The organism is Vibrio sp. Of14-4 (assembly GCF_022347625.1).
GTDB classification, from domain to species: Bacteria; Pseudomonadota; Gammaproteobacteria; order Enterobacterales; family Vibrionaceae; genus Vibrio; species Vibrio pristinus.
This window is the reverse complement of sequence record NZ_JAKRGI010000001.1, coordinates 14,703-36,217: the sequence shown is the minus strand read 5'-3', so window position 1 is coordinate 36,217 and position 21,515 is coordinate 14,703. Positions and strand designations below refer to the sequence as shown.

The 21,515-nt window shown below is 41.9% G+C and carries 14 protein-coding genes and 2 tRNA genes; 15 read left to right on the top strand and 1 reads right to left on the bottom strand.

What is annotated here, in order from left to right:
- The first annotated feature begins 31 nt into the window (after positions 1 to 31).
- From MHN79_RS00155 to MHN79_RS00140, 4 genes are all read left to right on the top strand, one after another.
- On the top strand, positions 32 to 256 hold the full coding sequence (locus MHN79_RS00155; RefSeq protein ID WP_239171175.1) for a YejL family protein: 225 nt from the start codon (positions 32 to 34) through the stop codon (positions 254 to 256).
- Between the two features lie 27 nt (positions 257 to 283).
- A complete protein-coding gene (locus MHN79_RS00150; protein WP_239171174.1) occupies positions 284 to 2,086 on the top strand; it encodes a DUF3413 domain-containing protein in 1,803 nt (600 codons plus the stop codon).
- A 53-nt stretch (positions 2,087 to 2,139) separates the two neighbouring features.
- Positions 2,140 to 2,216 (top strand) — tRNA-Pro (locus tag MHN79_RS00145).
- A gap of 219 nt (positions 2,217 to 2,435) precedes the next feature.
- Entirely contained in the window at positions 2,436 to 6,497 is a 4,062-nt protein-coding gene (locus MHN79_RS00140; protein ID WP_239171173.1) for a calcium-binding protein, read from the top strand.
- 114 nt (positions 6,498 to 6,611) lie between these two features.
- Here MHN79_RS00140 and MHN79_RS00135 read toward each other — a convergent pair whose 3' ends face one another.
- Complete coding sequence (locus tag MHN79_RS00135; RefSeq protein WP_239171172.1) at positions 6,612 to 8,660, bottom strand: ATP-binding protein; 2,049 nt, start codon at positions 8,658 to 8,660, stop codon at positions 6,612 to 6,614.
- Between the two features lie 264 nt (positions 8,661 to 8,924).
- Between MHN79_RS00135 and MHN79_RS00130 the strand changes: the two genes are divergently transcribed.
- The 11 genes from MHN79_RS00130 (at position 8,925) to MHN79_RS00080 (ending at position 21,416) form a co-directional block, all read left to right on the top strand.
- Complete coding sequence (locus MHN79_RS00130; protein ID WP_239171171.1) at positions 8,925 to 10,277, top strand: sigma-54 dependent transcriptional regulator; 1,353 nt, start codon at positions 8,925 to 8,927, stop codon at positions 10,275 to 10,277.
- Positions 10,278 to 10,566: 289 nt separating this feature from the next.
- Positions 10,567 to 11,574 carry a TAXI family TRAP transporter solute-binding subunit gene (locus MHN79_RS00125; protein ID WP_172971811.1) on the top strand — a complete coding sequence of 336 codons (1,008 nt, stop codon included), beginning with the start codon at positions 10,567 to 10,569 and terminating at the stop codon, positions 11,572 to 11,574.
- Between the two features lie 32 nt (positions 11,575 to 11,606).
- Positions 11,607 to 13,739, top strand: a complete 2,133-nt coding sequence (locus tag MHN79_RS00120; RefSeq protein WP_239171170.1) for a TRAP transporter permease — start codon at positions 11,607 to 11,609, stop codon at positions 13,737 to 13,739.
- Positions 13,740 to 13,900: 161 nt separating this feature from the next.
- Positions 13,901 to 13,991 (top strand) — tRNA-Ser (locus tag MHN79_RS00115).
- Positions 13,992 to 14,070: 79 nt separating this feature from the next.
- On the top strand, positions 14,071 to 15,402 hold the full coding sequence (locus MHN79_RS00110; RefSeq protein ID WP_239171169.1) for a tyrosine-type recombinase/integrase: 1,332 nt from the start codon (positions 14,071 to 14,073) through the stop codon (positions 15,400 to 15,402).
- Complete coding sequence (locus MHN79_RS00105) at positions 15,395 to 15,778, top strand: hypothetical protein (RefSeq protein ID WP_239171168.1); 384 nt, start codon at positions 15,395 to 15,397, stop codon at positions 15,776 to 15,778. Before MHN79_RS00110 ends, MHN79_RS00105 begins: the two co-directional genes overlap by 8 nt.
- A 9-nt stretch (positions 15,779 to 15,787) precedes the next feature.
- Positions 15,788 to 15,979, top strand: coding sequence for a hypothetical protein (locus MHN79_RS00100; protein ID WP_239171167.1), 192 nt, complete (start codon positions 15,788 to 15,790; stop codon positions 15,977 to 15,979).
- A gap of 236 nt (positions 15,980 to 16,215) precedes the next feature.
- The gene (locus MHN79_RS00095) at positions 16,216 to 16,620 is read left to right on the top strand and encodes a DUF6088 family protein (RefSeq protein WP_000127617.1); all 405 of its coding nucleotides are present in this window, start codon (positions 16,216 to 16,218) and stop codon (positions 16,618 to 16,620) included.
- A 2-nt stretch (positions 16,621 to 16,622) separates the two neighbouring features.
- Positions 16,623 to 17,564, top strand: a complete 942-nt coding sequence (locus MHN79_RS00090) for a nucleotidyl transferase AbiEii/AbiGii toxin family protein (RefSeq protein ID WP_239171166.1) — start codon at positions 16,623 to 16,625, stop codon at positions 17,562 to 17,564.
- Positions 17,565 to 17,572: 8 nt separating this feature from the next.
- Positions 17,573 to 20,155, top strand: a complete 2,583-nt coding sequence (locus MHN79_RS00085) for a type I restriction-modification system subunit M (protein WP_239171165.1) — start codon at positions 17,573 to 17,575, stop codon at positions 20,153 to 20,155.
- 103 nt (positions 20,156 to 20,258) lie between these two features.
- Positions 20,259 to 21,416 (top strand): restriction endonuclease subunit S, encoded by a 1,158-nt coding sequence (locus MHN79_RS00080; RefSeq protein ID WP_239171164.1) that lies wholly within the window; start codon positions 20,259 to 20,261, stop codon positions 21,414 to 21,416.
- Positions 21,417 to 21,515 lie beyond the last annotated feature (99 nt).

Sequence of the window (21,515 nt, the reverse complement as noted above, 5' to 3'; positions counted from 1 at the left end):
AAGTCGCTTTACTATCACCATTAGAGTCTTTATGCCGATCACATCTAAATACAGCGATGACAAAGTAGAAACTATCTTATCAGAGGTGGCTGCTGTTCTTGACAAACACGGGGCTGGGCCTGAGCTATCTTTAATGATTGCAGGTAATATCGCTACCAATGTCTTAAATCAAAACGTTAATACTTCACAAAGAAAAGCACTTGCTGAAAAATTTGCTCAGGCATTGTTGTCTTCTATTGAAGAAAGCACTCACTAGAATAACAAACGGACAATAGAACATTACATGGTAGATAACGGAAACACATACGGTGAACGCGTTTCGCGTCTGGTTGGTTGGGGGCATTGGTTTGCCTTTTTCAATATCATTGCAGCCATGCTCATTGGCACCCGTTATATCACTGAATCTCCTTGGCCGGAAACCTTGCTCGGTCAATTTTACCTCGCAATATCCTGGGTAGGTCACTTTGGCTTTCTTGTGTTTGCGCTTTATCTGTTGGTTCTATTCCCTCTCACCTTTTTGATCCCCTCTCGAAAATTGTTTCGATTAGTCGCTGTATGTTTTGCCACCTTTGGGCTGACAGTATTGCTTGTGGATACGCAAGCCTACCAAAAGATAAATCTCCACCTAACCCCTGTGGTTTGGGAAGTGTTACTCAACGAAGAAGGCAGTTCGATAAATATTGATTTGCAGCATCTATTCGTGGTGTTGCCACTAATTTTCCTTCTGCAACTGGCGCTATCTGAATGGGTGTGGAGAAAACAGCGCAGACTATCCCACAAGCATATTGGCCGCCCTATCGCGGTGCTGTTTTTCGTTAGCTTTATCACTAGCCACCTCATCTATGTCTGGGCGGACGCGTATTTCTATAATCCGATCACCATCCAGAAAGCAAACTTCCCTCTTTCCTATCCAATGACGGCTAAATCCTTTATGGAACGTCATGGTTTGCTTGACCGCGATGAATATTTACAGCGCTTAAAAGAAAATCAAGCTCATGCTGAGCTAGTACGTTACCCGCTAGAAAAACTTGAGTTTAGCCGCAGAGCAAACTCTCTGAACATTTTGATTGTGAGCGTCAATAATTTACGCAGCGATGTGATGACATCAGAATGGATGCCCAATGCGGCAAATTTTGCCGAGCAAAATCTGTCTTTCACCAATCATTACAGCTCAAGTAATGATACCTTCGGTGTGTTTGGTCTCTTTTATGGACTGCCAAGTAGCTATGTTAGCAGCATCAAAATGCAAGGTTCTCGACCTATTCTTTTAGATACTTTGCTAGATAAAGACTACAGTTTCGGGCTATTTAGCGGAGATAACTTTGATGACGCTCTGTATGGCGAAACTATTTTCCGTGGCCTAAATTTCACAGGCATCGCATTTAATGATGCAAGCTCTCCCGATACGCAGGCCATCAATGCATGGGCAAATTGGGTTGAGCAGCGCAAGAAGGCCCCTTGGTTTAGCTTTATCGAGCTGACTACGGTTGACAACTTCAGCGCTTATGATGATAAAGGTAACCATTCTACGTTCGATAAACTACAAAACGGATATCACGCTTCTGTCACTCACGCTGACGAAGAGCTCGGCGTTTTATTTGATAAAATCGAGCAACTCGGTATCAGCGAATCGACCGTGGTAATTTTAACCTCTAATCACGGTACTGAGTTTAACGAGACAAAAACCAACAGCTGGGGTTCGAATAGTAATTACAGCCGCTACCAACTCCAAGTGCCTATGGTTATTCACTGGCCAGGTAAAGTACCAGCGATTTATGATCACAGAACAAGTCACCTCGATTTGTCTGTGACCCTATTACAGGATTTACTGGGCGTATCCTCCAATCCTTCTGATTTTAGCAGTGGACAAAGTTTATTCGATGAAAGCCCTAGAAAATGGATTCTTGCTGGCGGCACTCGAGAGCTAGCCCTAATAACCAACAAAGATACAACGGTAATCGACAAGTTCGGTAACTACAAGCTGTACGATGGAAACTACCAACGTTTGCAAGATAAAAACCCTACTTTACCGGTACTAATGCAGGGTTTAACCGAATTACAGCGTTTTTATGCAAAAAGTAACTAAATCCTTATCTTAGTGTTTGACCTAAAGAAAAAAAATAGGTACATTACTCACATCGGACTGTAGCGCAGCTTGGTAGCGCACCGTCATGGGGTGTCGGGGGTCGGAGGTTCAAATCCTCTCAGTCCGACCATACACCTTAAGCCCGTAACTCAATGAGTTACGGGCTCTTTCCTTTCTGAAATATATACTAACCACTGAGTATAACGAAAACATAAGTACAACTCTTTGTTTTCTTGTAATAAAAATCATTCAACCACATCTTTGATGTTGATATTTTCATCCTATCGACAATTGTTCAAAATCACTAACCTGAGCTTCATTCAAAACTCTAGATGGAATTAGTTAAAGGATGAATAGCTCACAATCGTATAATCAACTTTCACCGGCTCAGCTCTCTAAAGACTACGCCAAAAATTTAGCTTCATTGTTTGGAGGATCAGCAGAGCAACTAGCCAACCATGATCCTTTAGATACTCTGGGGCCAGCTCTTTTAAGCCAAGGGGTTAGCGAAGAACTTATTGAGGACTTGCGCCAAATCAGTGAAAAGCCTGAAATACAGAGTATCCTCGGAAATATCAATGCTTCGCTTAGTGGATCGCAAACTCAGCAACCCCTTCACGACGAAGATAGCAATTGGGATATCTTCGTCGACAGCAATTTTCCTGGGATAAATTCTATCGAAGACTTTAGTGACCTTAATTCAGGTCCTGGTACTGGATTGCTTGGTTCGTTTTCTGATGCAGTAACAGATTACTTACCCAACAGCATATGGAAAAAGGGAGTTAACGAGCTCCAAGAAATTGTAAAAGAACTGGATAAACTCGAAGCGGGTAAAAGTGCTCCATCGTCGAGAAAGGGACTAACATCCATATACAACTTCGACAAAGTAGAACGTGCCTATAGAAACCGTGAAGCGTTTCGAAGAAGTACTAATACCTTGTCCAAAGCTGGCTCTGTCGCTCGGGGGGCGGGAGGCGCATATGGTGCGATCACTGGTGGGCTCGATATTGCAGCAGGATTAAAAAAAATTGAACAAGCGAGGCTGGACCTTAAAAATGGTGATATATCACAAGATGAATACGAACGTGCGATTCGACAAGCTGATACTCGGACGGCAGTTGGCGCAACAAGACTCGCTCGCGATACCGTCAATCTAGCTGAGGTTTTTGTTGAACAACTAAGTAAACTTCCCAAATATGCAACCAAATCTGGTGTAAAAACAGCAGCGCGGTGGGTTCCAGTTGTCGGTTCCGCCGCAGCGATAGCCTATGGGGTCGCTTCTGTGACAAACAATGCTATGGCTGCCGAAGAAGCTTTTTCCAATGGAAATATCGGCAGAGGGGCTATGTATGTCGTAGGTGCGGTAATAGATGGAGTATGTGTAGTTCTGGATTCAATCAGCTTAGTCGCCGACTTTTTCCCACCTGTAGGTACCGTAGTATCTTTAATCCTAGATGCCGTCAGTACTGGGTTATCACTTCTGAATGATCTTATACTCGCCTTTACTGAGTTTGTCGATACGCGAGAAGAGTCTGTCAAATTAACAGAAGAATTTGATAAATACATTAGCTCCGAACCCTTTACTCAACATGTAGATAAGCTATTTGAACACGCAGCGATGAATGGGTTTGATACTGCTGTATATGCTACAAATGCCGAGGCCGCTGGTATTACACACGGTGATTCTACTGACCGAACAGCGATGAAAAAAGTGATGCGTAAAGAAGGGCTGCAAACCGCTAATCGTGTGAATAGACGTATCAAAATTGCATTGTATGATGAGGTGAGGGGCAACCACTCTTGGAGAGAGGTAAAACATGATAACACCGACCAGCTCGTTCAACTGATTATTTCCGATGGTGTAGGAAAAAATAACATTTATACAGGTCACGGTGATGATGTTTTAATTGGCAACTCTAGCTCTTCAGATAACCTGTTTACCTTGGGCGGTAATGATGTTGTTCAATTGACGGACGGCGATCGCCTCGAGTCAGGCCCTGGGGATGACACTGTGCTGGCTGGCCCTGGGGATGATTTTATAAATATTAATACCGGCTCAGGCAATGACTATATCTCTATTCCAAGTGGTATGTTCACCACAAACATATCAGAGAGTTATATTAATGGCCGCTCAGGAAACGATACTCTAGAAATACCTTATCGTCCACTCCATGGAGGGTCACCAAAACCACTCAATATCGTAGTCTGCAATGCCGGCGGAATTAGATGGTATGATTCGGAAAATTGGACACGAGATAGCTCTCGTCAATCACCCTATGTAAGAGACGTGGAAACTCTAATTGTCGATGCCGGCACTTGGCCATCGATCAATATACATGTATCTCCTTTGATGGAAGGCCGCTTCGCAATGCCTCTAACAATCAAAGTGAAAAATACTGGAAATCCACAAGCAGACGGCAACCCCAGACACACAAAATTAAGCGCAAACCTATGCAGGCCAACAACCTTAATACTTGATGATTTTGACAACGGTAGATACCAAAGTGGGGATATTACAGTCAACGGCTCCGATTCAACTTTAATTTTGCACTCAAATGAAAACTCATCTATCGAAAATGTATGCTTGGGTCCAAGGGGGTGCAGCCAAGCCAGCGGTCACAGTGGACACTTCGAGATTATCACTGGCAGCATAGATACGGTCGCCATCTCAGGTAACAGAACTGCAAGCTATAATTTTTCTTCTCTTAATTCAATTAGATCAATCTTGGTATCGAGCCCTAATATTACTGTCGAAGGCAGTAATGCAAGCAGCAACATATTCAGCTTGAAAAAACTAAATAATACAAGGATCCACGGCAGATACGGAGAAAATACGCTTGATTTAGCAGGCTGTAAAGGTGACCTTGAAATAAACCATGAAAAAGCTTCATTGAGTAATTATTTCTCGATTAAAAAAGGCTCCGAAACCGCACATGCCACCGATTTTAGAGCCTTTCGTTTAAATTACGATAGATCTCGATTCACAGGGCCTACTCAAGGCCATCACTCGATACTATGTGCAGGTAGGCAACATAATATCGCGCTTAATTCATCAAAAAATACTGTAAACGCTTCATTTGGTAAACATATATTTCGAGACAGCTTAGGACTGAATAGGTATATATTCGACTTTGAAACAAGACAGCCATCAACGCACAATCTGAATTTTTATTACATGGATAGTTCTTTGCGTAGAAAGGGAAGAAATCGCCATCAAACGTTAATGCCCAAGAATGTCTCTCCCTGTTTAGACGGTCGTTATGGGCATTATGATAAGAAAGAAAATAGCTTTAAGGTACCGCTCTCTATACCTGACAACTTCAACATAACTAATATCAAGGTGATACAAGACGGCAAGACAATATGTACGCCAAGTTTTGATGCTGATAAAGGACAGCTATCAATCCCGTGGGCATCAAATTCTGGAGTTAGGCCTCAACTTAATGCTGATGCAAAAAGAAAGGAGTACGGTTATTATGGCGAAAACCTCAACCCTTTACGACAATCATATAATGGGCTCAGCTGCGCAGATGAATGGCTAATACCTTATCAGGTTGAATATAGCGACAACTCACCCTACTCATATCGGGCCCAAAATATTGAATCGATGAAAAACACTCTTGTTTTTAAAGGAGTAGAAAATCTTTCGGACCTTGATGTACGAGAAGGTAAAAATGGCTTAATCATCTCAAATAATACAGCGCATAAATCTTTCTTAGACACTCGTTGGGGCCTTTTAAAAGACAAGTATACCAATCTGACACTCGATGACTTGGCTGAAAATTTTGCCCGCCGATTTTCCACTATTGAGTTACCAGATGCATCCGGAACTAACATTTATTATCAGGATGTTGTTAGTAATTTTATTCTTTATAAATTAAAAAGAAATTATAGAAACATAAAAGACAACCAAGTCTATATCAAGACAATTGAGGAAGGATCAGCTTGCTATAATGGAAGAATTATTGAGTACTTAGATGATGGTAGTGAAGGAAGATATAATTCTATTCGTTCAGTACCTCATCATATAATATGTAAAAATATGAACCACGGACATAGTTTTAGTATCACTTTAAATAATGACAGCCATAATATAATTTATGTTCAAGGTGAAACCTATCTTTATTTTGATGTTTCTGGGCAAGTCGATTATGGCTCAGAAAATAATATTAATGTGATTGTTTTAGAAGATGTGAATCTAGCTGATCTATACATGGATTCCAACCAGCAACGCTTATTGGCTTGGCCAAAAAAAGAAACAAGGAAGCAAGGAATAAATGCCATTCGCTTCCATAAGGGAAAATACCCTCACTACATTTTGACTTTGGACAGCGCAACTGGCGAGCTATCAAGGATAAGATGTGACAACAATGGGCCTCAAGGTGTCCCTGAGCGCCCCATGTTTAAATAACCACAATTAGGGCTCAAGACTTAACTTAAACACAAAATCACTCGGTTAACTATGTGTTTTTCTGGAGCCCTTCATTCTTATCCAAACGAAAATAAGCCACTATCTGGATGAAGGCTAGATGGGTAACTTTTTAAGAATTAGTGCAAACACCATCCCGCTTGGATAATTGCGGCGAGCCATTAACTTACCTTGCATATCACGAGTATTATTGGCTGATATGGCAAGACCTAAGCCAAGTCCTTCCCCTATCTTTTTCGTGGTGTAAAAAGGCTCGAAAATAGATTCCAGCTTCTCGTCATCAACACCTATACCATTATCACTGATTTTAAATTCAACCTGCTCTATTCGGTCGATAACTTGGATAGAAATACTAGGTTTTTTTATGTCTGCAACCGCATCTATAGCATTAGACAATAGATTCCCCAATACCTGACGCAATCGAGCTTCTTCTCCTAAAACATTATTCACTCCAGCCTCAATATCAATATTAAATTCAATATGCTCCAGCTTTGGTTGAAAAGTCGTTAAGACCTCATGCAAAGCATCGCAAAAGTTCACTGGAGAAGGGGCTTCTAAGCGCTGAAAGGCAAATGATTTGAGCTGGCGAGTCATGGAAATCATGCGCTCAATCAGGGTGACAGCTAACGCTGTATTGTCTTTAACTTGGTCGAACGCACCTTTTTCAATCAGCAGCTTATTGGTTGAGAACAAGGTTTTCATCCCGGTTAGAGGCTGATTGAATTCATGCACAATCGCACTGGACATTCTACCCAGCGCCGCCATTTTACTCGACTCGACGAGTTCTTGATGAGCGCTCTCAAGCTCCAAAGTTCGCTCTTCGACCTTGTACTGCAATAATTGATTAGTTTGTTTTAAGGCAAGTTCTGCCCGTTTACGCTTACTGATGTCAATAACCGTACATAAATACAATCGCTCATCACTCCATGAAAGGGCATTGACCGACAAAATAACCGGAAACAGACTACCATCACTCCGCTGGCCTAAGGTCTCTACTTGGTTAAGGTCAATCAAATAAGACAGAGTGTTTAAATTCTTTAGTAAACTCAGTATGGTCGTATCCGAGCTGCCATTTTCAAACAGTTGCCAGACATGTATATTTCGGATCATGGATTCAGACAAACTAAAATAGCGCTTTGCCATAGGATTCATCACCTTAATCTGGCCTTGGCTATCTACCAATATCAAACCAACATGGGTCTTATTGATCATCTGACTTAACCTGTGCTCAGAGGCTCTGATCCAATCTTGCATTTTTTGGTAGGCCGCAATTTTTTGTTTGCGTTGACGCGAGACAACTACCAGCAAAAAAATCATTAGACCAATAAAAACTAAGCTCCAACTTGTCCAAAGTACCGTTTGATTTAGAGAAGCCAAAGGCGTTAGATAAACGAGGCGCCAATCTAAGTCATCCAAGAGGACACTCTGCACTAAATACCGCTCAGCCTTTATCTGCCAAATTTCTATCCGCGTTCCATCGTACAAGGTCTGATATTCATTAAACGATCCATGAGTAAAGTAGCCTTCGAACCAAGAGGAAGAAAAAAGCGTATCACTGGAGAGAAAAAGAGAGCTTGAAGCTTGGTGGGCCAAAATAGCCTCTCCTTTTGAAAACCACTGCTCAATCAACATATTCAAATCCGCTTGAACCACAATCACACCTATGATCTCACTGCCATCATAAAGTGGCGCGGCAACCAAATAATCACTGCTGCCTGCGACATGAGATACCGCCCCACTATTAAGCAATACTTTTTCTGTTATTTGCTTGGCGACATGACTTCCCAATCTCTGATTATCAACACTTGAGAGCTTGATTTGACCCTTGGTATTAAGGAGATACCAGCCTTTCGTGTTTGCGGCTTTATCAAGCGTTATTAACTGTGCTTGCAGCTCTTGGTATAGCGCTTCTTCGCCTTTTAAATACCTTACGCTTGTATCATCTTTAGTGACTAAAAATGGTAGATAGTCAAAACGCTGCAAGGTTCGGCGAACACTTTTTATGTAGCCAAGAAAACGGTCTTCCGCGTTTCTCTGTGTGGTTTCTATTTTCCATTGATAGATAATTTTTTGACTTAGCGTCTGCATCAACCCCATTAACACGCCGACTAGGATCACTGCAACCAAAAGCCTCCGACCGTACATAAAGCCCATTCCTTTTTATCAGTCCATGAAGCCATCATGCTAGGGTAATCTATTTCAGAGCCAGCATTGGTGTATCAGTCTCTTATAGTGTGTTTATTATCAAATAATTTTATCTGTGTTCCATTTGCGCTTTACTCGACCAATGACTCTCATGTTTTTCTTGGCAATGTTGTTCCTTAAAGAGATTACCTAAAATGCGATATATGCCCTTTTCGTTATCGATAGATTTGCTTAACGTGAAGAAAAAAGTCAGTAGTGGACAATATGGACGTCGTCACCGAACAAAAAATCGCCTTAATTGAAGACGATCCTGTCGTTCGTCACACCACGCAGCAGTGGTTGGACTTAGCAGGATTTGATGTACAGAGTTTTGAAACCGCAGAGACGGCCTTAGGTAGCATTAAGGACAACTCGTTCTGCGCCATCGTCAGTGATGTGCGCTTGCCGGGACAAAGCGGCTTAGATTTGATGCAACAGGTTAAAGCCGTTAACCCATCGATTCCTATTGTATTAATTACTGGTCATGGAGATGTGGATATGGCGGTGAAAGCGCTGCAAAAGGGGGCGTTTGATTTTATCGAAAAACCTTTTGAACCAGAGCGTTTATCCGACACTATTTCACAAGCTATCACTCACTATCAAAGTTCACAGCACTGGCAAGGCCGACAAAGCTACCTGAAAAACCTACAAGGTATGGAGAAAATTCTTATCGGCCAAAGTGCGGTAATGAAAGAGCTTCGTGAACAAATTCACAAGGTAGCCAGCATAGATACCCATGTCATCATATACGGCGATACAGGATGCGGAAAAGAAGTGGTTGCTCAATGTCTTCATCAGTATAGCCTTCGCAATAAACATGCTTTCGTCCCCGTCAACTGTGGGGCTATCCCTGAAACTCTGTTTGAAAGTGAGCTATTTGGCCATGAAATAGGCGCCTTTACTGGCGCATCGAAAAAAAGAGTTGGTAAAATGGAGTTCGCTGATAAAGGCACTTTATTTTTCGATGAAATAGAAAGTATGCCAGCCGCAATGCAAGTAAAAGTGCTGCGAGTTATTCAGGAAAATACGCTAGAACGCGTGGGAAGTAATCAGTCACACCACGTGAATTTACGCATTATTTCAGCGGCCAAAAGCCCTCTGCTTAATCACCCCGAATTTCGCCAAGACTTATTTTATCGACTTAATGTCGCTCAGCTTTATTTGCCACCACTCAAAGAGCGAGAGGAAGATGCCCTACTACTTTTTGATCACTTTACAGAGCAAGCAAATTCCAATACTCGGCGGGCAAGTCGAGCAGACCAAGATGCCCTTTTGAGCTACCACTGGCCGGGAAATGTTCGTGAGCTGCGCAATGTCGCGATACGCTTCGCGCTCGATGACTCAATGACCGTTGGTGAGATTTTATCCAGCCAGCCTACAACACCAAACCCAACCAAGCAGAAAGGGGTGTCACTTGCAATTCAAATGCAGAGCTTTGAGAAAAAGGTGCTGCATGAGTCTCTTAATCGCCATAATGGGCGCATCAATGATGTTATGCAAGAGCTGGATTTACCCAGACGAACACTCAATCAAAAAATGCTCAAATACGCATTAAATCGAAGTGATTATATTGACTAAATAAGATCATCTTATTATCGAGATACTATCGGCATAAAATGGCTTATTCATTGATCTTAAATGTTAGATAAATAAATTGAATAACGACTAAAGTCCTATTTAGTCAGCGCATCGGCTATCCGAACTGATAAGCCATTTTTTGCTCATAGAAAATTAACAAACAAGCAATAAATGGCTGATTTTAGTAACCGATGAAATAAAAGTTATTTAAATACAAAAAGTTAAGATTTGGCATTGTGTTTGCTCTACCCTGATTTCGATAATTATAATCATACGGAGCATGACCATAATGTTGAAACACATACTCAAAACCACAGCAATTATCCTAGGAGTCTTTGGTCTTAGTCAGCCAACTCTTGCCAATGACCGCAGTTATATTCTTGCTACCGCATCCACAGGAGGCACTTACTATCCTGTTGGTGTTGCCCTAGCGACCTTAAGTAAAGTCAAACTTGCCCCAAAGCAACACTTCTCTCTAGCAGCGATTAGCTCAGCAGGCTCTGGTGAAAACATCAAATTGCTCAATGATAATCAAGCTCAATTTGCAATTCTTCAGGGACTTTATGGCGCTTGGGCATGGCAAGGCAAAGGACCTTATGAAAACGCGGGAAGCCAAACTCAGCTGCGCTCGGTTTCCATGTTATGGCAAAACGTTGAACATTTTATCGTTCGGTCCGATCTTGCCCCAACAGGCACAATGGCAGATCTGGAAAAGTTAAAAGATAAAAAGTTCTCGATTGGCAAAAAAAGCTCAGGTACGGAAAACTCCGGCCGACAAATCATGCAAAGCCTAGCGATTGACCCTGAAAAATTTAAGCTTGCCTATATGGGCTATGGTGGCAGTGCCAGCGCGCTACAAAACGGCACAATTGATGGAATGAACACGCCGGCAGGCGTGCCTGTTGGCGCGGTAACTCAAGCCTTTGCTGCGCTGGGTAACGACATCCAAATTTTATCCTTTACCGATGAGCAAATCCAACAAGCCAATAAGCAATACAATATTTGGTCAAAATACGACATTCCTGCCAACACTTATCCGGGTGTCAATAAGGTCATCACAACCATTGCACAGCCTAACTTTTTAGCTGTGCGCGAAGATGTTTCCGAAGAAGATGTTTATCAGTTAACCAAAGCGATTTATGAAAACCTCCCTTTCTTACAAGGCATCCATAAAGCGACGAAAGTAATGGCACTGGAAAGAGGCGCCTCTGGTTTGCCTGTTCCTTTGCACCCTGGCGCGGCTCGTTACTACCGTGAAATGGGTATAGAGCTATCACCTGAACTTATTGTTCGTTAAGCCCTATTTGGTTATTCCCAAGCGAGGCGAATATGGACTCTAATAATTCGATGCAGCAAGAGCTGCAAAAGTTTGAACTTTCCACCCGTAGCCACTTACCCATGGTGGGTAAGTGCATCACCTTATTTTGTGTGGCGCTATCCTTAGCCCACATTTGGTTTAACCTTACGGCAAGCTTGCCTGAGCTATGGACTTCAGCCATTCACTTTGGTGGCTTTGCGATAATATGTACTCTGCTCTACCCCGCCCACCCTTCTCTCAAGCAGAGTAAGATTGCGCTTGGGATTGATGTGCTTCTTATTGCGGCCATAGTGAGCTGTGTACTTTATCTTCCTTTTGGCGAAGACAAGCTGTATGAAAGAGGGATGCACTTTGTCACCAGCGACTGGGTATTTTCACTACTGGCAATCTCGATTATCACTGAGCTGATACGCCGAACTATGGGATGGTTTATTCCCGTTTTGATCATCCTATGCTTGAGCTATGTGGTTTGGTGGGGAGACTGGGCGACAGGTTTATTCCACTTCCCGGGTCTTAGCGCTGAAACTCTGCTTTACCGTAGCTTCTATTCATCAGAAGGTATGTTTGGCCCGATTTCGCGCATCAGTTGGTCATTTGTGTTTATGTTCATCTTATTTGGCGCATTTTTGGTTCGCTCTGGGGTTGGTGATTACATCATTGCCGTGGCTAAAGCTGCCGCTGGAAAAATCATAGGCGGCCCAGGTTTTGTTGCCGTATTGGGCTCAAGCTTAATGGGTTCAGTGTCTGGCTCAAGTGTCGCCAACACAGTATCCACTGGGGTTATTACCATTCCTTTGATGAAAAAAGCAGGCTTTCCCGCTCGGTTTGCTGCTGGCGTAGAAGCCGCCGCCTCCACAGGAGGCCAGCTTATGCCTCCGGTCATGGGCGCTGGCGCGTTTATTATTGCTTCTTACACGCAAGTACCCTACGGAGACATCATTCTTGTATCACTTCTACCAGCGGTGATTTATTTTTGTTCCGTCGCTTTTTTTGTTCGCATTGAAGCAAAACGCAGCGGCGTGCAAAAAACATCGACAGAAAACGAGCCACTTATGCTGGTTCTCTTGTCTGGCTGGCACAACCTCATCCCACTTGTGGTACTGGTCGTCTTGCTTATTCAAGGCTTCACGCCAACCTACGCCGCAGGGCTCGCGATAGTATCCGTGATTGTTTCTTCTTGGTTGTCCAAACACCACAAAATGGGACCAAAAGCCATATTCGAGGCGCTGGCACAAGGTGCGAAAAATATGGCGACGACGGCTGTGTTGCTAACCGGTATTGGCTTAGTGGTTAACGTAATAAGTACAACGGGTATAGGTAATACGTTTTCGCTTATGATCCAGCAATGGGCCAGCGGTGATTTACTCGTGATGATTACTTTAATCGCTCTCGCATCACTGATTTTAGGCATGGGACTGCCTGTCACTGCCTCTTATATCGTGCTCGGCACACTGTCAGCCCCTGCGCTTTACCAACTCCTCGCGGAGAAGCAGCTTTTAGAGCTGATGGTCTCAGGACAGTTGCCGCAGCAAGCCAGCGCCATCTTTATGCTAAGCGCTCCCAATAAAGTAGATTTACTCAACGCACCTATGTCACTTGAAATGGCGCAAAGCTTAATGGCGCAGGTTCCAGCTGACTTTATGCAAACCTTGTATGAGCAGAGCCTTGGCATCGAAACCATTACGCTGGCACTACTTTCTGCTCACCTGATCATTTTCTGGCTGTCACAAGACAGTAATGTCACGCCACCTGTGTGTTTAACCGCTTTTGCCGCTGCAACCATTGCTCGCACTCCCCCAATGCGAACAGGCTTTACAGCTTGGAAAATAGCCAAAGGTTTGTATCTAGTGCCGCTTCTTATTGCTTATACCAACATAGTGAGCTGGGACCCTGTGTCTGTCATACAAGCTGGCGTATTTGCCATACTGGGTACCTATGCTTTTGTTGGCGCGCTCGAAGGCTATTTAGAAGGTGAGATAAGAGGGCTGCATAGAGTAATCTTACTCACCCTCGGACTGATACTCGTTTGGCCACAAGTATCACTAGTAATAAAAATCATGAGTGCAGCGGTATTGTTTGGCTTAGTGATATACAGTCATCAAAAGCACAAAACGCCATCCATGACGCCAAGCACCTCCTCTTAAACGCGAAGAGTGCAGCATTTGGGCTGCACTCTTCACCTCTAATTTGGGCTAATTAAGTAATTTATAAGCGATTGAATGTACATTCTGCTCATAATTAAAGCATTCAATGAAATTAGGGGTTTACAACAAGTTCTAACCCCTATATTATGCGCCTCAACAACGGAGAGATGGCTGAGTGGTTGAAAGCACCGGTCTTGAAAACCGGCATACGTTAATAGCGTATCTAGGGTTCAAATCCCTATCTCTCCGCCACATTCAAGCCCTTGATTTTTCAAGGGCTTTTCTCGTTTTAAGACGATCAAATGTCACCTAATACAAATAGGTGATACATATGTATTTGATTAAATTGAGCAATAACGTGTTTTATACACGTATTTCCACTCCTGTTGCATTACAGATTTCTCTTGGCTATCCGAGAGAGATTCGACTCTCACTTCTGACTAAGCAACGTAGGCTTGCTTCTAAGCGTAATTCTCAGCTTTCTGGTGTAATCCACACTTTATACGAGCAAGCGCTCACAGAAAGGATTCCTTATGTCAGCTTTAAAATGGAACTCGATGCTCAAGTAGCAAAGGTTCGCCAGCAGTTTAGCTCTAACCTTTCCAATGCGGATAACCCACAATCAAAATGTACAGTAGTTAGCATTAATAATGAGCCAAGGATAAAGGTTCAACTTGCTCCTGCTCCTACTCCTGAAGTTAGCGTAACCCCTAGTCTGGCTGATGAGCAAGTACTCATCACTGAGTTAGACAACTTTATTCATAGTAAACGTTTGGAAAAAGTTACACCATTAACTCTGACGCAGTTGAATCAGCGTTGCACAAATTTCTTAGATTACCTAACCAAGCAAAACGTTAGTTTATCTGCTAAAGCTGCCAACACTTACAGAGACCACTTAATTGAAACGGGATTAAGTGCAAAGACAGTAAAAGAATACATTGCAGCAAATAAGCAGTTCTTTGACTATTGCGAACGAATTGAACTCATCGAAAGAAATATTTTCAAAGCGGTAAAAGCACCGAAAAGTCGTGGAACAAAAGCGTCACAGCAACGTGAGCGGTGGCATTTAAAAGAGCTTAAGAGGCTCTTCGCGAGCCCCGAGTTCCGTAAAAAAGACACTCAGTTTCAATGGACAACCAAACTACAGCTCTATCAAGGATGTAGGCCTTCTGAAGTTTGCCAGTTGACGACTAATGACATTCAAACAATTGATGGTGTCCCATGCATCTCGATTTCTGATTCCGAAGCGGATCAGAGGCTAAAAACGACCAATGCTTTCCGCATTGTCCCCTTGCACAATCAATTGAGAAAAGAAGGGTTTCTTGAGTATGTGCAAGAGCGCCGAGAGCAAAAGCAGAAACAGTTGTTTAACTATAAACCACATGGCGAGAATAGAGATTGGTCATTTCGATACCGCACTAACTTAGGAAAATTACAAACAGCCATTGGAATGAAACCCAATGCACGGCCAACTGCCTACTCGTTCCGACACACTTTTATCGATGAATTAAAGATTGCTGATATACCTGAGCATGTCGTTGCGGAGATCGTTGGTCATGCCCACCCCAACATCACGTATGGTCGCTATGGAAAACAAGCTCAAATTCAACAACTACATGATGCTGTTAACAAATTCCCATGTCTGGAGGTAGACGATGCGTAAACTAGCGAATTTTGAGCTTCAAGCCGTGACAGAAGCGTTGGAACATGCAGATTTCACTCAAGAATATGATTTTACGCATCTAGTCAGTTGTGGAATAAACATCGAACATATCCGCCGAGTTTATCGACTTAAGTTGTCTTTGAGGCGTAACCCAACCCGAACAATTTTCGATGAGTTAGACAGTGTCTATTCAATTTATTCCACTATAGAGTCATTTAGCCAGCTAAAACTAATATTGGGTTATGAATTGCAAGAAGATGAAGAAGAACGTGAGGGTAAGCTTCTGTTTCTAATGCACTTTACAGAGCAGCATGGAATGCAACTTCAAACGAATGGAATCCAAGTACCATTCTCAGTTTTCGTCAATTTGATGTAGAGAGTTGTTATGGATGATAATCAACTAATAGACAATGCTCTGACTTTAGATACCTTTGCCATGGTTAGAATTGTGAACGATGGGGATGCTTGGGTTCAATATGGTGACAATATTAAAATCGTTACCAGAGCGAAAGCAGCAAATATCACGACGGAAGTACTTAAAGTCATTGCAAAAGAGCTGAATAGACAAGAGTGGTAACATCGAGACATGGCGGCTTCTGCCGCCTATTTAAAAAATAATACAGAATCTAGCCGTTCAGAACCTAAATAAGGTGGCATAAACCATTTGGAGTAAGGTGACAATTCGAAATATTGCAATAAATAATTAAAATACAAATAGTTAAAAGTCATCTCCTTTATCTTTATGCCGTATTTATTCCTATTGGCAACATGGTAGGTTATACTGAAGCCAATATGTAAACGAAGGAGGTTCAAATGACAGCCGTTGAATGTATTTATCAAAAGATAAAACGCTCTAGACGTTACGTCTTTGAACGTAAAGACTTTGATGATGTAGCAAGCTACGACCAGGTTGGACGAGCGCTAAGACAACTAGTTAAACAAGGTGATTTGATTAAGATTGGCTACGGTCTGTATACCAAAGCCAAACTCAACAGCCTAACGGGTAAACCTATGCCTACACACCCTGGCGGTACTGATGCTCTTATGCGTGAAATTTTGAAGATGAAAGGCGTCGATTTTGAAATGGATAGCCTCTCTTGGCAAAGCCTTTCAGGTCAGAGTACTCAAATCCCTTCATCCGTCCAGTACTCATGGAACCCAAAGCAATTTAATCGCAAATTAGTCGTAGGTAACAGAGTACTTAACTCACAAAATTGACGATGAAAAAACTAAAACAACAATTCTTAGAGGTTTCCGATGCTTTAGCACTCGGAAACCCAGCGATCATTGAAAAAGATTATTGGGTCGTCGCTTTACTTGCGGAGCTTGAAGCACTCTCAGTTGAAACACACAAACTGGTTTTCTCAGGTGGTACGGCACTTGCCAAATCTGATGTCAAAATACTCCGAATGTCAGAAGATGTAGATATTAAACTCATTCCTTCACAGGAGTTTGTAGCCTTAAGCCGTGGTAAAAAAAAGGCTTTACGGAAAGTATTGATTGAGCAAATCGAAGCGAGAATCGCACAATCAGGTCACTTTGCTATCGAAGATAAATTAGTACGTGACGAATATCGTTATGTGGAATATGAGCTTAAATATCCTCAACAATTTAGCCAAGCTCCTTGCTTGCGTCCAATTATCAAGCTTGAGTTAATGGAAACGATTTCTCTTCATGCGATAGAAGAACGCTCCATACAATCGTTGGTTTCAGAACTTTACCAGCAATCAAGAGAAGTCAACGCGTTTGCTTGCGTTTCTATTCAGGCAACTTTGGTGGAAAAAGTTCTTTCTATGCTCCGCCGTACCATGTTGGTCAAGCGTGACTCGGAGCGAAACGACGATGCCACTTTGGTTCGTCACATTTACGATGTTCACTGTATCGATATCGCGGAAAAAACTACTAGCGAAACACTCGCACCACTTTTTCACACGGTTTTACAAGAAGACATCCAACGTTTTGGCAACCAACATGCCGAGTTTGTCGCAGATCCTGTCAATGAATTGAATCTCGGGTTACAAGAATTAGAGAGTAATCCCCTCTTTCGACAACGTTTTGATGACTTTGTAAAACCAATGGTATTTAACCCACAACCGCACGATTTTGATACGTGCTTTGCTTCATTTAAACGAATTGCGAAGTCACTGATAACAACCATTTAGAGTAAAAAATGAATAAACAACAGCTTGCCGCCAAAATTTGGGAATCGGCGAACCAGATGCGTTCTAAAATTGAAGCCAACGATTACAAAGATTACATTTTGGGCTTCATCTTCTACAAGTTCTTGTCTGATAAACAAGTTCAGTTCTTACTCCAAAATGACTTCGATAACGAATTGATTTCAAAGGTAAGTGAAGCGGATACCGACACAGTTAAGTTTGTCCAAGATGAACTAGGTTACTTCATTGCATATGACAACCTGTTTTCAACGTGGGTCAATGGCGGTAAAGACTTTGACATTGCGTATGTTCGTGATGCTTTGTCTGCTTTTAGTCGATTGATTAACCCTGATCACAAAGATTTGTTTGATGGCATTTTTACCACTCTCGAAACAGGCTTAAGCAAACTGGGGGAAAGTGCCGCAGCGCAAACCAAAGCGGCAATGAGCTTAATCCATCTTATCAATGACATCCCGATGAAAGGTAAGCAAGATTATGATGTGCTTGGCTTTATCTACGAGTATCTAATCAGCCATTTTGCAGCAAATGCGGGAAAAAAAGCAGGTGAGTTTTATACGCCTCATGAGGTTTCCGTCCTGATGTCTGAGATCATGGCAGAACACCTGAAAAATCGTAAAGATATTCAAATATATGACCCAACAAGTGGTTCTGGTTCATTATTGATTAACATTGGTCAATCAGTAGAAAAACGCCTTGATGCGCAAAACAACATTCGCTATTACGCTCAAGAGCTAAAGCAAAACACTTACAACTTAACTCGCATGAACCTGTTCATGCGCGGAATTTTGCCAAACAACATAATCACTCGTAATGCCGATACTTTGGAAGATGATTGGCCGATTGATAACGAGAAAACCCATGAACCGATGCGTGTGGATGCAGTGGTTTCAAACCCGCCTTACTCGCAAAAATGGGATCCTGAATTTAAAAACAAAGACCCCCGTTATGCACCGTTTGGCTTAGCACCAAAAACTAAAGCTGACTACGCGTTCTTACTGCATGATCTTTATCACCTCAAGCCAGATGGTATCATGACCATTGTTTTGCCACATGGAGTCCTATTTCGTGGCGGTGATGAAGGTAAGATCCGCGAGAACTTGATTGAGAAAAACCATATTGATGCCGTTATAGGTTTACCTTCGAATATCTTTTTTGGTACAGGTATTCCAACGGTTATTTTGGTGCTAAAGCGGATTCGAACAAGTGATGATGTGTTGATTATTGATGCATCAAAAGGCTTCATCAAAGACGGTAAAAATAACAAGCTACGTGCTTGTGACATCAGACGTATTGTCGATACCGTTAACGATCGACAGCCTCAAGAAAAGTATGCAGCATTGGTCAGCCGCGCTACTATTCGTGCAAATGGCTATAACCTTAATATCCCTCGTTATGTTGATTCTTCTGAAGAAAATGAAAGCTGGGATATCTATGCCTCAATGTTTGGGGGGATTCCTAACAATGAGTTGGAAAGCTTGGCTCACTATTGGCAAGCGATGCCTAACCTTAAAGAGAGTTTATTCTCGCCAACGTCTAGTGAGTACTCGGCTTTAAAAGTCACCGACGTCAAAGCAGCCATTGATCACCACGGCGATGTTAAACAATTCAAAGCGCAGTATCATCAAGCATTTGGAGGTTTTGAAGCTTATCTTAAACAAAGCTTGATTACGGAGTTGCTACAGGTTAAGCGTACTCAGCAACAAGATATCTTAAGTACCGAGATATTTACACGCTTAAAAGGTATCCCATTAATTGACAAATACGACGCTTACCAATTGTTAGATGACCAATGGCAGCTTCTCAATGCTGACCTTGAAATGATCCAAACAGAAGGTATAGAAACCTGTAAAGTCGTTGAACCTCATATGGTGACTAAAAAACAAAAAGGTAAAGACGTTCAAGTACAGGATGGATGGCTTGGTCGCATTTTCCCATTTGAGCTGGTAGAGAAGACTTACCCCACCGAGGAAGCTGCCAAAATCCAAGCAATTAATGAACGTCTGCAAAGTATCGATGCTGAGATTCAAGAACTGTTTGACTCATTAAGTGAAGAAGAAAAAGAAGCTGAGTGTGTCAATGAAGATAAAACGGGCTTTATCAATGCCCTTCTCAACAAAGAAGTAAAACAGATTAAAGATGATAAGAAAAAAGGCGAGACTTTTGCTAAAGATAGCTTCGAAACCAAGCTCTTGACAGTGGCTAAACTTCAGGCAGAAGAAAAAGCGCTGAAAAAGCACCTCAAAGAGCAAAGTGAAGCGCTTCTAGAGGCAACTCGTACTAAAATTCTTAACCTAACTCCAAACGAGATTGATCATTTGCTGTTGCTTAAATGGGTAAAACCGATAGTGGAATTATTAAACCAACTACCTGATCTGATGTTGCAGCAACTCACGAACAAGCTACAAGCACTAGCTGGGAAATATGCTCAAACTTACAGCGATATTGTTCGTGAAGCTAAAGTGGTCGAACAGCGTTTGATTACTATGATGGGCGAACTTCAAGGTAATGAGTTTGATGTGAAAGGCTTAGAAAAACTACAACAGTTTCTAAAAGGTGACACGTATGGTGAGTGAAGTGAAATTACTACAACCTCGCTTGCGTTTTGTTGACTTTCATGATGATTGGACTCAGCAACGAATTGGCTCCATCCTTACGGATATATCTCGACCAGTTCAGTTGCTAGACAATGAGTTATATCAGTTAGTTACAGTAAAGCGCCGCAATGAAGGCGTTGTACCTAGGTCTGTTGTCAAAGGTAAAAATATTTTAGTAAAAAACCATGTTGCTATTAAGGCTGGCGACTTTCTAATTTCAAAGCGTCAAGTTGTTCACGGTGCGAACGGTATTGTTCCAGAATCTTTGGATAATGCCGTTGTATCAAACGAATATCTTGTAGTAACAGACAATCAAAAAATAACTGCTAAATTTTGGAGCACGATTTCCAAAAGGCCAGAAATCAAAAAACTGTATTTCATTAGCTCATACGGTGTAGATATTGAAAAACTAGTTTTTGATATCACTGACTGGAAAGAAAGATATATCCTAATTCCAGAGCTAAATGAACAACAGAAAATCACCGATTTTTTCCAAAATCTAGACCAGCAAATAGAGCGACACCAAGATAAACACCGTAAGTTACAGCAGTTAAAAAAGGCAATGTTAGACAAAATGTTCCCTAGAGCTGGAAAAAAAGCGCCCGAATTACGTTTTGCTGGATTTGATAGTGATTGGGAAACAAAAGACTTTCAAGAAATATTTATCTATATTCGGAATAACAGCCTATCAAGAGCAGAGCTAAACGATGATGCTGGATTAGGAATGAATGTACATTATGGCGATGTATTAGTTAAGTTTGGCGAGATCCTCGACTTTACATTAGAAAAAGTGCCATTCATTACTAATGGTGGTGCTGTTGAAAAAATGATGCCAAATCGTTTACAAGATGGTGATATCGTTTTTGCTGATGCCGCAGAGGATTTAACGGTAGGAAAATGCTGTGAGATTAATAAGTTAGGTAGTCAACCACTATTCGCTGGCCTACATACTATTGCTGTAAGACCTAAAAAGGCATTTGCACCCAAATACCTTGGATACTTTTTAAACTCGAACCTTTATCATGATCAACTGTTAACCCTGATACAGGGTACAAAAGTTTCTTCAATATCAAAATCATCGATAAAAGAAACGCAGGTTTACCACCCTAAAGATGCTGCGGAACAAGCAAAAATAGGTGAATACTTCCATAACCTTGAGCGATTGATTGTTATCCAACAACAAAAAATCAATAAGTTGAAAAATATTAAACAGGCCTACCTTGTAAAAATGTTTGTTTAACAAGATCTTAAGCTGCAAATGATCTAAATGATCACAGCCATCGCGCTGTGATCTCTTTATGATTTTATTTTCCTGTTTTAGCCCTGCTTATAAGCCACC